13 protein-coding genes are annotated in these 12,693 nt (G+C 65.9%); 7 read left to right on the top strand and 6 right to left on the bottom strand.

What is annotated here, in order from left to right:
- Nucleotides 1-328: 328 nt before the first annotated feature.
- From dnaK to ACXAJV_RS00995, 6 genes are all read left to right on the top strand, one after another.
- Nucleotides 329-2,242, top strand: coding sequence for a molecular chaperone DnaK (gene dnaK / locus ACXAJV_RS01020; protein WP_475080916.1), 1,914 nt, complete (start codon nt 329-331; stop codon nt 2,240-2,242).
- 68 nt (nt 2,243-2,310) lie between these two features.
- On the top strand, nt 2,311-3,174 hold the full coding sequence (locus tag ACXAJV_RS01015) for an FkbM family methyltransferase (protein ID WP_475080913.1): 864 nt from the start codon (nt 2,311-2,313) through the stop codon (nt 3,172-3,174).
- Entirely contained in the window at nt 3,174-4,361 is a 1,188-nt protein-coding gene (gene dnaJ / locus ACXAJV_RS01010) for a molecular chaperone DnaJ (protein WP_475080910.1), read from the top strand. Before ACXAJV_RS01015 ends, dnaJ begins: the two co-directional genes overlap by 1 nt.
- 53 nt (nt 4,362-4,414) lie before the next feature.
- Nucleotides 4,415-5,530 (top strand): hypothetical protein, encoded by a 1,116-nt coding sequence (locus tag ACXAJV_RS01005; protein WP_475080907.1) that lies wholly within the window; start codon nt 4,415-4,417, stop codon nt 5,528-5,530.
- On the top strand, nt 5,527-6,357 hold the full coding sequence (gene dapB, locus ACXAJV_RS01000) for a 4-hydroxy-tetrahydrodipicolinate reductase (RefSeq protein WP_475080905.1): 831 nt from the start codon (nt 5,527-5,529) through the stop codon (nt 6,355-6,357). The genes ACXAJV_RS01005 and dapB overlap by 4 nt, the downstream gene beginning before the upstream one ends.
- A 158-nt stretch (nt 6,358-6,515) precedes the next feature.
- Nucleotides 6,516-7,190, top strand: coding sequence for a helix-turn-helix transcriptional regulator (locus ACXAJV_RS00995; RefSeq protein WP_475080902.1), 675 nt, complete (start codon nt 6,516-6,518; stop codon nt 7,188-7,190).
- 455 nt (nt 7,191-7,645) lie between these two features.
- On the opposite strand, the gene ACXAJV_RS00990 is transcribed toward ACXAJV_RS00995, so the two are convergent.
- The 4 genes from ACXAJV_RS00990 to ACXAJV_RS00975 are packed head-to-tail and all read right to left on the bottom strand — an operon-like array spanning nt 7,646 to nt 10,197.
- The gene (locus ACXAJV_RS00990; RefSeq protein ID WP_475080899.1) at nt 7,646-8,119 is read right to left on the bottom strand and encodes a VOC family protein; all 474 of its coding nucleotides are present in this window, start codon (nt 8,117-8,119) and stop codon (nt 7,646-7,648) included.
- Between the two features lie 11 nt (nt 8,120-8,130).
- Complete coding sequence (locus ACXAJV_RS00985; RefSeq protein ID WP_475080897.1) at nt 8,131-8,724, bottom strand: hypothetical protein; 594 nt, start codon at nt 8,722-8,724, stop codon at nt 8,131-8,133.
- A gap of 9 nt (nt 8,725-8,733) precedes the next feature.
- Complete coding sequence (locus tag ACXAJV_RS00980) at nt 8,734-9,588, bottom strand: methylated-DNA--[protein]-cysteine S-methyltransferase (RefSeq protein WP_475080894.1); 855 nt, start codon at nt 9,586-9,588, stop codon at nt 8,734-8,736.
- 9 nt (nt 9,589-9,597) lie between these two features.
- Complete coding sequence (locus ACXAJV_RS00975; protein WP_475080892.1) at nt 9,598-10,197, bottom strand: DUF2244 domain-containing protein; 600 nt, start codon at nt 10,195-10,197, stop codon at nt 9,598-9,600.
- 92 nt (nt 10,198-10,289) lie between these two features.
- Here ACXAJV_RS00975 and nth point away from each other — a divergent pair, with 92 nt between their 5' ends.
- Entirely contained in the window at nt 10,290-11,006 is a 717-nt protein-coding gene (gene nth / locus ACXAJV_RS00970; RefSeq protein ID WP_475080890.1) for an endonuclease III, read from the top strand.
- A gap of 230 nt (nt 11,007-11,236) precedes the next feature.
- Here nth and ACXAJV_RS00965 read toward each other — a convergent pair whose 3' ends face one another.
- Together ACXAJV_RS00965 and ACXAJV_RS00960 are read right to left on the bottom strand one after the other, a co-directional pair.
- Complete coding sequence (locus ACXAJV_RS00965; RefSeq protein WP_475080887.1) at nt 11,237-11,737, bottom strand: DUF6438 domain-containing protein; 501 nt, start codon at nt 11,735-11,737, stop codon at nt 11,237-11,239.
- Nucleotides 11,738-11,835: 98 nt separating this feature from the next.
- Nucleotides 11,836-12,693: a CHAD domain-containing protein gene (locus ACXAJV_RS00960; RefSeq protein WP_475080884.1), complete on the bottom strand. Its 858-nt coding sequence runs from the start codon at nt 12,691-12,693 to the stop codon at nt 11,836-11,838.

Here is a 12,693-nt window from a genome sequence, read left to right as displayed (position 1 = left end):
ACGAAAACCCGTACGGTTTATTGCGGACTTGCAGCACAGGCCATTCGGCGATCGACGAAGGCGCGCGGGATTTTCTGCGGTCCGCGCCGCGGCGGTACCCCGCCCCTGCAATGGACGCGTCTGCGGCCTTGCGCTTGCGGCCATCCCTCCCTAAATCGCCCACCAAGCGCGGGGTTATTTCCCGAACATGCGTGAACCACTCCGGTGTCGGCATCACCGGATATTCAATGACGATCCCGAAGGGGACGGTAAACGGCATCCGGCACGCTTGCGACAAGGTCCTGATGCGCCGAACCGGTCCCGCTTGGAAAAAACGGAGAAACGATCAATGAGCAAGGTCATCGGCATCGACCTGGGTACCACCAACTCGTGTGTGGCCGTTATGGAAAACGGCCAGTCCAAGGTCATCGAGAATTCCGAAGGCGCCCGGACCACCCCGTCCGTCGTGGCTTTCACTGAGGATGGCGAGCGCCTGATCGGCCAGCCGGCGAAACGCCAGGCCGTCACCAACCCGGACTACACCTTCTTCGCCATCAAGCGCCTGATCGGCCGCATGATGGATGACCCCACGGTCAAGAAGGACATCAACATGGTGCCCTACAAGATCGTGCCGTCGGACAGCAATGACGCCTGGGTGCAGGGCCGCGACAAGAAGTATTCCCCGTCCGAGATTTCCGCCTTCACGCTGCAGAAGATGAAGGAAACCGCGGAAAGCTATCTCGGCGAGAAGGTCGAGAAGGCGGTCATCACCGTCCCGGCCTATTTCGACGACGCCCAGCGCCAGGCCACCAAGGACGCCGGCAAGATCGCCGGCCTGGAAGTCCTGCGCATCATCAACGAACCGACCGCGGCCGCGCTGGCCTATGGTCTCGACAAGGGCGAGAACAAGACGATCGCCGTGTTCGACCTGGGCGGCGGTACATTCGACGTCTCCATCCTGGAAATCGGCGACGGCGTCTTCGAAGTGAAGGCGACCAATGGCGACACCTTCCTGGGTGGTGAGGACTTCGACCTGCGTATCGTCGAATACCTCGCAGACGAGTTCAAAAAGGAAAACGGCATCGACCTGAAGCAGGACAAGCTGGCCCTCCAGCGCCTGAAGGAAGAAGCCGAGAAGGCCAAGAAGGAACTCTCCTCGGCCACCTCCTATGAAGTGAACCTGCCCTTCATCACGGCCGATGCCTCGGGTCCCAAACACCTGAACATCAAGCTGTCCCGCGCCAAGCTGGAAGCGCTGGTCGAAGATCTGGTCAAGCGCACTCTGGAGCCCTGCAAGAAGGCGCTGAAGGATGCCGGCCTGTCGGCCTCCGACATCGACGATATCGTCCTGGTCGGCGGGATGACCCGCATGCCCAAGGTCCAGGAAGCCGTGAAGGGCTTCTTCGGCAAGGACCCCCACAAGGGTGTGAACCCGGATGAGGTGGTTGCCATGGGTGCCGCCATCCAGGCCGGCGTGCTGCAGGGCGATGTGAAGGACGTGCTGCTGCTCGACGTCACCCCGCTGTCGCTGGGCATCGAGACGCTGGGCGGTGTCTTCACCCGCCTGATCGAGCGCAACACCACAATCCCGACCAAGAAGTCGCAGGTCTTCTCGACCGCCGACGACAACCAGACCGCCGTGACCATCCGGGTTTCCCAGGGTGAGCGCGAAATGGCGGCCGACAACAAGCTGCTGGGCCAGTTCGACCTGGTCGGCATCCCGCCGGCCCCGCGTGGCCTGCCGCAGATCGAAGTCACTTTCGACATCGACGCCAACGGCATCGTCAACGTATCCGCCAAGGACAAGGCGACCGGCAAGGAACAGGTGATCCGTATCCAGGCCTCCGGCGGTCTGACGGACGACGATATCGAACAGATGGTCAAGGATGCCGAGGCAAACGCCGAGGCCGACAAGAAGAAGAAGGAGCTGGCCGAGGCCCATAACGGTGCCGAAGCCATGATCCACCAGACCGAGAAACAGCTCGAGGAATTCGGTGACAAGGTTCCCACCGAAGACAAGCAGGCCATCGAAACGGCCCTGGGCGAGCTGAAAGAGGTCAAGGATGGCGAAGATGTCGAAGCCATCCAGCAGAAGACCCAGGCCCTCGTCCAGGCCGCAATGAAGCTGGGTGAGGCGATGTATGCCGCCCAGCAGCCCGACGGTGCCGAAGGTGGTGAAACCGCCTCCGAGGACGCCTCGGACGATGATGTGGTCGACGCGGAATTTTCCGAAGTCGACGACGAAAACAAGAAGGACGGCTAAGGTCCGGTGATCCGGAGCGGCACGCGGCAAACCGCGGCCGCTCCGGGCCCGCGGCCCAGGAGCGCCACATGGCCCGTCCCGACCCGATTTCCGCACCTTTCGGTGCCTTTGCGCTCCCCGAGCTGGCGGAGCGATTCCGGCGCCTCCCCATGTCTCTGCCACTCGACGGCCTGCGCCGCGGTGCGGAGACCGTGGTGCGGCGCACCCTGATGTCCGGCGGCCGCGACATCGCCGATGTCGAGGTCTTTCCCGGCCAGTTCGCGCGCCTGCACCTGCGCGACAATCGCTGCGAGAAGCGTGTCTTTGCCGGTGCACGCACCTGGGACGATGCGGAACGGGCCGAGATCCGCGCCCGCATTGCCGCCCACGACGCCGATACCGCCTTCAATTTCGTCGATGCCGGCGCCAATGCCGGTCTCTACACCCTGTCGGTTCTGGCAGACGGAAAGACGCTGGGGCGGCCGGTCAATGTGGTGGCGATCGAGCCGGACACGGAGAACCGGCGGCGGCTGGAATTCAATCTGCGATCGTCGGGCGCCGAAGGCGTGACGGTCGTGCCCTGTGCGCTGGGTGCCGAGGCGGGCGAAGTCCGCATGGTGCAGTCCGGCAAGAACCGGGGCGAAGTACATGTCGAAACCGGCGGCGAGGGCGATACGGTCGCCCTGCGTCCGCTGCAGGCCGTGCTGGAAGAGGCCGGCATTGCGCGCGTCGATGTCATGAAGATCGACATCGAGGGCTATGAGGCTCCGGTTCTGGAGGCTTTCTTTGCCCGGGCGCCGCGCACGCTGTGGCCCGGCATGATCCTGATCGAAACGCGGCATGAAGCCGCAATCCATGACGGCGCCGCGGGCCTGTGTCTTGCACAGGGCTATACGCTGGCGCGGCAAATGCGGCAGAACGCGGTACTGGTTCTGTCCCACGGTGAAGCTTGATGAGTAAACGCGACTATTACGAGACACTCGGTGTCGACCGTTCGGCAGACGAAAAGGCGCTGAAGAGCGCCTATCGCAAGCTGGCGATGCAGTATCACCCGGACAAGAATCCGGGCGATGCGGAGGCCGAGGCCAAGTTCAAGGAAGTCGGCGAGGCCTACGCCATCCTGTCCGACAAGGACAAGCGTGCCGCCTATGACCGCATGGGTCACGCTGCCTTCGAACAGGGCGGTATGGGCGGCGGCCAGGGTCCGTTCGGCGGCGGCGCCGGAGCGGCCGAATTTGCCGATATTTTCGAACAGGTCTTCGGCGAAGCCTTCGGCATGGGCGGAATGGGCGGCGGCCGTCGCGGCGGCGGACGCAGCCATGGCCCGGCCCGCGGTGCCGATCTGCGCTTCGATCTCGAGATCGCCCTGGAAGATGCCTTCAACGGCAAGGAAGCGACGATCAAGGTCCCCACGGCCATGCATTGCGAACGCTGTGACGGGCAGGGCAATGAGCCGGGAACCGAGCTGGAAACCTGTGGCACGTGCGGCGGCGCCGGACGGATCCGCCGGTCCCAGGGCTTCTTCACCATGGAACAGACCTGCCCGCATTGCGGCGGACGCGGCCAGTACGTGAAGACCCCCTGCCAGGACTGCGATGGTGTCGGCCGGGTGCGCAAGACCCGCACGTTGAATGTCACCGTTCCGGCCGGCGTCGAGGACGGTACGCGCATCCGTCTGGCCGGCGAAGGCGAAGCCGGCGCCCGTGGCGGTCCGCGCGGCGATCTCTACATCTTCATTTCCGTCAGGCCGCACGAGATTTTCGAGCGCGACGGACCCAATCTCTACTGCCGCACCCCCGCCTCCATGGTGCAGGCCGCGCTGGGCTGTTCCATCGAAGTGCCCACGATCGAGGGCGGCAAGGCCGAGATGAAAATCCCCGAGGGCGCCCAGACCGGACGCCGCATGCGTCTGCGCGGCAAGGGCATGCCCCGCCTGCGCGGCGGGCCGCGCGGCGACATGATCGTCGAGCTGTTCGTGGAAACCCCGCGCAATCTGTGCGACCGCCAGAAAGAGCTCCTGAAGGAGTTCTGCGACCTCTCCGGCGAGGGTTGCAATCCCGACAGCGCGGGTTTTTTCAACAAGGTCAAACAGTTCTGGGATGATGTGACGACGGATGACGGTCGTCCCAACGCCAACTGATCACGGACGGTTTGGGATGACAGGGCAGGCCGGAACGGCTTACCTGTGTCATCATGACGACTGCTCAGCGTGATACGGCCCCCGGCGCGGCGTCTTCATCCGGTTTCTACCAGCCGGCGGAAGTGCATTTCTATCGCGCCTCGCCGCTTGGTCTTGTGCCGACCACGCTGTGCGTGCTTTTGGCGACCTATGGCCTCTACATCCTGATTTCCCAGCTGACCTTCGGCCCCCGTCTGTTCGAGACGGGGCCGGACGGGGAGATCCTGCTTACCCAAGTGGCCTGGATCGCCTTCGTCCTGACATTGATCCTGACAGCCAGCACGGCCTTTACCGAAACCGGCCGGCGTCTGTGGGCACAGGAGGCCCGCCCGCTTGCGCTGGCCCTCGGCCCGTCCGGCGCCGCCGATGCCCTCGCGCTGGACCGCGGTATTCCTGTGTCGTGGCGGCGGCTCTACATGATCATGTTCTTTGTCGGCGCTGCCGCAGGCCTGGCCTTCAACCTGTTCATGATGCTGGCCAACGACTTTCCCGTCCTGGGTTATCTCAACTCGATCGGCTTGTGGTTCCTGATCGTCTCGCCAGTGCTTTATGGTGTCGGTTTCCGGGCCGGGGTGGATGTCGCCCGCGAGAGCAGCACGTTGCGGCGGATCACGCGCGAACACCTGACCGTTGATCTGTTTCATCTCGACCGCCTGCAGGTCTTTGGCCGGATCGGCCTGCGCTCGGCGCAGACCTGGATGATCATGGCCGCCATCCTGCTGCTCTTCCTGATCAATCCGAACGATCCCGATCTGTTCGCCGCAGAGCAACTGGGCGTGACGGTCCCGGTCGTCGGCATATCCATCCTGGGCGGTCTATTCCTGCTGACCAGCGCGCTGCACCCGGTACACACCAAGATCCGCGCCGCCAAACAGACCGAGCTCGACCGCATCCATGCCGAGATGGCCCGCGTGCGCGAGCAGGCATTGGCCGGCGATGCGGAAGCCGCCGCGGCCCTGGCCGGTCTGACCGATTACGAGGTCTGGGTGAATGCGCGGCCGGAATGGCCCGTCTCGGCGAGCGTGACAACGCGTTTCTCGCTTTATGTACTGATCCCGGTCATTCCCATCATCGGGTCCTATGTGTTTGAAAAGCTGGCCGATCAGTTTGTCGCCGGAGGGGGAATATGAGCCAGGTCATCCGTGTAGCGCTTCTGGGTGTGACCGGGCGTCTGGGCCGGGCCATCGGCCGGGCCGTCCTGCAGGCACCCGATTTCACCCTGACAGGCGCCGTCGTACGCGCCGGATCGCCTTCAGAAGGCGAGGATGTCGGCGAATGGCTGACCGGCGCCCCGTGCGAGTGCATCGCGACGGTCGCGCTCGAGGACGCGATCCGCGACGCCGATATCGTGCTCGATGCCAGCCTGCCGCGCATGACCATCGCAACGGCCAGTCGCCTGGCCGGCTGGAATGGTCCGCCCCTGGTCAGCGGTGTGACCGGGTTCGACGCGGAGGAGCTGGCCCGGCTGGCCGACGCCGCCAACCGCCTGCCGCTGCTTTCGACAGGAAATTTCTCGCTCGGCGTCGCCCTCGCCGAAGCCCTCGTGCGCCAGGCTGCCGGCCGGCTGCGCGCCCATGACTGGGATATCGAGGTCGAGGAGACCCATCACCGCATGAAGCCCGACGCCCCCTCGGGCACCGCTCTCCTGCTGGGCCGGGCGGCCGCTGAAGGACGCGGCGAGGATCTCGATGCCGTCGCCACGCCGGGACGCCATGGCACGACCGGCCCGCGCAAGCCGGGCACGATCGGTTTTTCCGCCACGCGCGGCGGCACGATTATCGGCGAACATGCCGTGCGTTTTCTGGGCGATATGGAAGAGATTTCCATCTCTCACCGTGCCTTCGACCGCTCGATCTTCGCCGCCGGCGCGCTGGAAGCTGCGCGCTGGATGTCGAATGGCGGCGCCGGGCGGCCGGCCGGGCTCTACTCCATGCAGGATGTCATCGCCGGGGCATGACAGGGAATGTCAGTATTTGCGTGACAGGGCTGCCGCGGCGTTGCACGTGAAACATACCCGAAGAATCGCCTGGACGGGTCGTGCTTGCGCTGGTCCAGAAATCCTGACATCATCCCGCCAGTTCCGTCGGTCTTCAGGCCGGATTTCAGGAGGTGTCAGTGCGCAGGGCCGAACGTCTGATCCGCATCGTGCAGGCTTTGCGGGAAGCCGCGCCCGGTGCCGTGACCGCCCATGACATGGGCAAAAGGTTCGAGGTCTCCGAGCGCACCATCTATCGCGATATCGCCCATCTGATCGGCTCCGGCGCGCCCATCGACGGCGAGGCCGGTGTCGGCTATGTGCTGCGCCCCGGTTTCGACCTGCCGCCGCTCACCTTCTCCTATGAACAGCTCGACGCGCTCGCCCTGGGCGCCCGCCTGGTCAAGGCGACCGGCGACAAGGACCTGGCCATGTCCGCCGCCGAGGCGCTGGGAAAGATCGAGCACGCCCTGCCCGACACGCATCGCCAGCGCCTGCGCTCCACGCCCCTGTTTGCCGCCTTCCTCGACGAAACCGTGCGGCCGGAAGCCTTCGGTCCCGTGCGCAACGCGATCGCTTCGAAGCGCAAGCTGCGCGTGGTCTACAATTCGCTGCAGGATGAGGTGAGCAAGCGCGTCATCCGCCCGCTCGCGCTGACCTGTTTCGGCCGCGTCTGGCTGCTCTCGGCCTGGTGCGAACTGCGCAATGATTTCCGCCACTTCCGCACCGACCGCATCGAACGCCTCACCGTCCTCGCCGAAAGCTATGAAGACGAGCCCGGCAAGCGCTACGAAGACATGCGGCGCGCGGCGTAGAGATCACTCATCTCTTGTCATCCCGGCCGAATGGCCCGCGCAGGCGGGCCGTAGGGCCGGGCCCCATAGCCCCGCTGCCGGACGAAAGCAGGCTCGACATCTGTGAGAACTGGATGAGCAGCGGGGCTATGGGTCCCGGACTTGCGCCCGGCTTTCGCCGGGCATCCATCCGGGATGACAAACAATGACCAGGCAGGCCTGAAGCAGCCCCTTTAATCCATTGATCTCTTGCCAGCCTGCGGCGACATCCCGGCATGAAATCAATGGGTTGGTTTGCACAAAGCGCGAGCCTGTCAAAGCCCAGACACCGGCCTCAACGGGCGCAAGTGTCCGTCAGGGCCCGGTCCACAGGGCACGCTCATCAAAACCAGCGACCATCCAGCTCTACGAGCTGGGTCCCGGCTTTCGCCGGAATGACGGTGGAGCGGAGACGGTAGGCAACCGCCCCGCCAGCTCTACCAGCTGCCGGTATTCTCCATGCTCGCCCAGGGCTCCTGCGGCGGGAGGTTGTCGCCGCGTTGCAGGAGCTCCACCGAGATACCGTCCGGCGAGCGCACGAAAGCCATATGGCCGTCGCGCGGCGGACGGTTGATGGTGTAGCCCATCGCCTGCAGGTGGGCGCAGGTGTCGTAGACATTGTCCATGCGATAGGCGAGATGCCCGAAATTGCGGCCGCCGGAATATTCCTCCGGATCCCAGTTATGGGTCAGCTCGACGCAAGGCAGGCCTTCGGGGATCTTGCCACCGGTATAGACACCGCCCGGATAGCCCGCGGCTTCAACGTCGTCCGGCGCGGCGAGAAAGATCAGGGTGAAACGTCCCTTCTCGCTGTCCATCCGGCTGATTTCCTTGAGGCCCAGGCCCTCACAGTAGAAACGCAGGCTCGCGTCCAGGTCCGAAACCCGGACCATGGTGTGCAGGTAACGCATGGCAATCCGTCCTAATTCGTCTCGTTGGCGGGTTCGGTGCCCGTGTCCCGCTGGCCGGGATTTTTCGGATCGGGCACCGCTCTTACCGCCCATTTGGGGCGTTTGCGCGGAATGACAATGTCATCGAAGGGTTCGCCGCGGGCGCGGGCCAGCGCCGGCACAAAGCCTTCCGGCGAGCGAGCGTGGTGGATGCGGGCCATCAGCGCCCCGCAGGCCGCCCAGATCAGGCAGAATCCGAAGAACATGTAGAACATCCACGGATAATAGCCCTCATCATACCAGGGCCCGCCATCCAGCCCCATGACGATAACCGGCCACAACGCCACCAGGCCCAGCGCGGCCAGCGGCGTGATACCGATCGCCAGCACCAGCGTGCCCGCCGCATAGAGCGCCCAGCGCGGCTCGTAGGCGGCGACATAGAGACGTTCGAACGCGGCCGCATCGACGCCCCGCACGGTCGCCGGCTTGCTCTCGCAGCGCTCGGCATACTCGATCCGCGCGTCTTCCATCAGCCGCCGGCGCGCCGCGACCCAGCGGATCAGGAAGGCGGCGGCGGCAACAAGGCCTGTGATGCCGGCAATGGCGAAGGGGTGTGAAAGGTCCATGGACCCAGTTTAGCTCGCTGCCGCCTCGTAGGCGAGCATGGCACGCTTGCGTTCCACACCCCAATGATAGCCGGTCAGCTGGCCGTCCGCCGCGATGACACGGTGGCAGGGGATCAGCCAGGCGACCGGGTTGGCCCCGACCGCGGCACCCACGGCGCGCGCGGCCTTCGGTGTGCAGACCTGCTGGGCAATCGATTTGTAGCTTGTCGTCTCGCCGGCCGGGATGTCCAGCAGCGCCCGCCACACCTGGCGCTGCCAGGGCGTGCCATAAAGCGCCAGCGGCACCGGCGCGCCGGGCCCGCCACCCTGGAAGATACGCACGGCCCAGGCCCGCGCCTCTGCGTCGTCACGGACATAGTCCGCCGCGGGAAAGCGGGCGTGCAGATCGTCGAAGGCCGTGTCGACATCCGGTTCGGCGAAGGCGAGGGCGGAGAGGCCGCGCGGCGCGATCAGCAGCACCGCCTCGCCGAAGGGCGTGGGCGTTGCCCCCCAGATGAAGGAGAGCCCGGCACCGCGCCGTTTGGCATCGCCCGGGGTCACGGCTTCGTGGGCGATGAAGAGATCATGCAGCCGGCCAGGGCCCGACAGGCCGGCATCAAAGGCAGCGTCGAGCATGCTGGCGCCATCCTCCAGCGCCTCGCGGGCGGCGCCATGGGCCAGCGCGCCGACATATTTCTTCGGGCTCAGCCCCACCCAGCGCGTGAAGAGGCGCTGGAAATGGTGCGGCGACAGACCGGCCGAGCGCGCCGCGGCGTCCAGATCGGGATGGTCGCGCCAGTTCTCGCCCAGCCAGGCGAGGGCCGAAGCGATGCGGCGATAATCACGGCAGGCCGTGTCGAGATCGAGAATTTGTGCGGTCATCATGCGGCCAGTCTAGCCACCACTCGGCAGCGCTCCACCCGGTTCTTGCGCCGGGTCCTGCGGGGTGTCGTGCGGCGCCTCGCGGGCCGGATTGAGCGAGCGCCGCGCCGTTTCGATGGCCGCCCCCAGCGCCGCAGCAAACTCGCCGCGCTCGGGCGGGCTGAGGAAACTGCCCAGCACCAGCGCGCGCCCATGAGCGCTCAGCGCCAGCTGGGCGTGGTGTTCGCCCGCATCGATCAGGCGCAATTGCACCCAGGCCGTGGGCAGGCGATAGCGGCGGCGATGCCCGGTCGGGTGCTGGCGCACCACCTCGATATCGCGCGCATTCACCGTCACCCATTCGCGCGCCCGGCCATCGCGATAGGAAATGCGGAAGGCCAGCCAGACCAGGAAGGCATCGAGCCCGAAGAACGGCGTCACCGGCCAGGCCCCGATGGTGATGAAGAGAATTCCGGCGCTGAAGGAGATGATGGCGATGGCGATCATCAGCGCCGTGAAGGCGGGATTGGGCAGCGACCGGTTGGGCGCCAGTTCGGCCTCCATGAAGGCCGGACCCTCATGCGGCGCGACGGCCTGCGCCTCGGCGGGCCAGCTTTCCACGATCGTACGCATGACCGGGAAGATAGTCGCTCCCGTGGCCGAGGCAATGGCGCCCGGGGTCGCAGGCGGATGACAGTTTGCGCGAAGCGGCTATACCTGCCGTCATGACGACATCTACCCCCCGCAAGACCGCCGCCAAGCCGAAACCCCGCCGCAAGCCCCAGCCGCGCGGCCTTTCGCGCGAGCAGGCCCACGATCTGATGGCGCGGCTGGCGCAGGACCGGCCCGCCCCGCGCACCGAGCTGGACTATACCAATCCCTATACGCTGCTGGTCGCGGTCGCCCTGTCGGCCCAGGCCACGGATGTCGGCGTGAACAAGGCGACGAAGCTCTTGTTCCAGGAAGCCGACACGCCGGAGAAAATGGTCGCGCTGGGCGAGGATCATGTGCGCGACCGGATCAAGACGATCGGCCTGTTCCGCAACAAGGCGAAGAATGTGATCGCGCTGTCCCGCCAGCTGATCGAACGCCATGGCGGCGCCGTGCCGGCTGAACGCGAAGCGCTGGAAGCGCTGCCGGGTGTCGGCCGCAAGACCGCGAATGTGGTGCTCAACGAAGCGTTCGGCGTGCCCACCATCGCCGTCGACACGCATATCTTCCGCGTTTCCAACCGCACAAAACTGGCCCCGGGCAAGGACCCGCTGGCGGTGGAGCTGCGGCTGGAAAAGATCATGCCCGACGAATTCCGCCAGGGCGCCCACCACTGGCTGATCCTGCACGGCCGCTATGTCTGCAAGGCCCGCAAGCCGGAATGCTGGCGCTGCCCGATCGAGGATATCTGCCAGTTCAAGGACAAGACACCGGCCCCGAAAGGGGTTTGAGGGAAGTGGCCGAGCCCGGCCCTTGGGCCGGGTGAGGTCGAAGGGGGTGAGTCCGATGCGCGCTGCGCGCTCTGCGGTGCTCCGCACCGCCCCCTCAGTCCGCTACGCGGACAGCTCCCCCGCAAGCGGGGCGAGCCCTTGCTTCCCCTGAAACCTTCTCCGTTTTCCCAACGTCACCACTTTCCCCGGAACGGAGTCCGGGGAAACCGGTTGAGCTGAGTTTTCCGCCCCTACCGCTCCACAGCAATCAGCGTGTCGTAATCATACTGCGCCCGCAGCGCGTCGCTGATGCGTTGCAGGCGTTCGATGGCCGGGTGGCCGGAGCAGCCGCGATACCAGCTCACATCCTGACGACCATCGGCGCGGGTGATGGAGAGTTCATAGCCCGGCGCATCCGTATGCCAGAGCGGGCAGGTGTCCTCGTCCGTGCGGCTGACCGAAACGGGCAGGCCGGCCGCATCCTCGCGCTCGAGAACGGCCGTCATGCGCGCAAAACTGCCCGTGTCCAGCGCGCCCGTGGTGCGCCCCTGCGTCCGCGTGTGGCTGCGCGCCTCGAGCACATAGCGGTCATCCGGCGTGACGGTGATTGTATAGGCGGGACAGAAGCCGAAACAGGGCGTCTCGGTGATGCTGATCGCGCGATAGGCCGCCGGTGCAGGCGGGTCTGCCGTAGCCGCACAGGCCGACAGGCCGGACGCCAGAAGCAGGGCGGAGAAAACGTGACGGATCATGACAGCCTCGCGCAAACGTGCCGGAAAGAAAGCAATCATCAGGCCGGGCAATCCGGGCCGTTTCAAGGCCCGGCTCAGGGCCCCGTTCACGGTCAGCGCTAGCCGGCTTCCTGAAGGCCGGATTTCAGAGCCTTCTTCACTTTTTTCGGATTGCGATCGAAGACCTTTTCGGCCCGCTCCAGAGCTTCGGCGGCCAGCGCCTCGCAGCGTGCCTCGACCTGCTCGATCGCGGCATCGGCTTCGGCCAGATCGTCCAGCCGGCGGGCGAGACGGGAAAGGTCGTGGTGCAGGCCGAGAAGATCGGCCAGCGCTTCGGTCTGCGACTTGCGGCGCTCCACCTCGTCCGGCCAGGCGCGCTTCAGCGCGACGGCCTGGTAGCGCCAGTCCTGGGTGCGCTTGCGCAATTCGTGCAGGCGTTCGCCATCCGTTACCGACTGCGCCTTGTCCAGCCGCTTTGCCGCGCGGCGATAGGTGCGCGCCATGCCGCGGGCGACCACATCCGGCACATCATCCGGCATGGGCAGGCCGGCCAGCGCCCGGTCCATCTCGTCCAGCGCACGGGCCGCCTGCCGGGCCGCTGTCTCGCGATCGATACGTTCACGGTCAGCGCGTGCCTGCGCCGCCAGCTCCGAGAGGGCCAGGCGCGCCGCCTCATCGTCGCATTCACGCACCATCGCACGGGCCAGCTGTTCCAGACTGTCGGCATCGCGCGCTTCGGCCAGCACATGCCCGGCACGCCGTGCGGCGGCATTGACCAGGCTGGCCACCTCGCGATCGCTCTCGCGCAGCAGGCGCGCAATCGACCGCGCGCGCTTGATGCCCTTGCGCGCCTCATGGACGGCCAGCAGCGGATCCTCACCCATCCGGTCAAGCGCCCGGCGGGCATTGGCGATCTCCAGGCGGACGAGACGCGTCACGCCGGTCAGATCGTCTTCATTGCGCAGTTTCTCGGTCAT

It is taken from the genome of Maricaulis sp. ABE4_448 (assembly GCF_056160825.1).
This window is presented reverse-complemented; position numbering and strand designations above follow the sequence as displayed.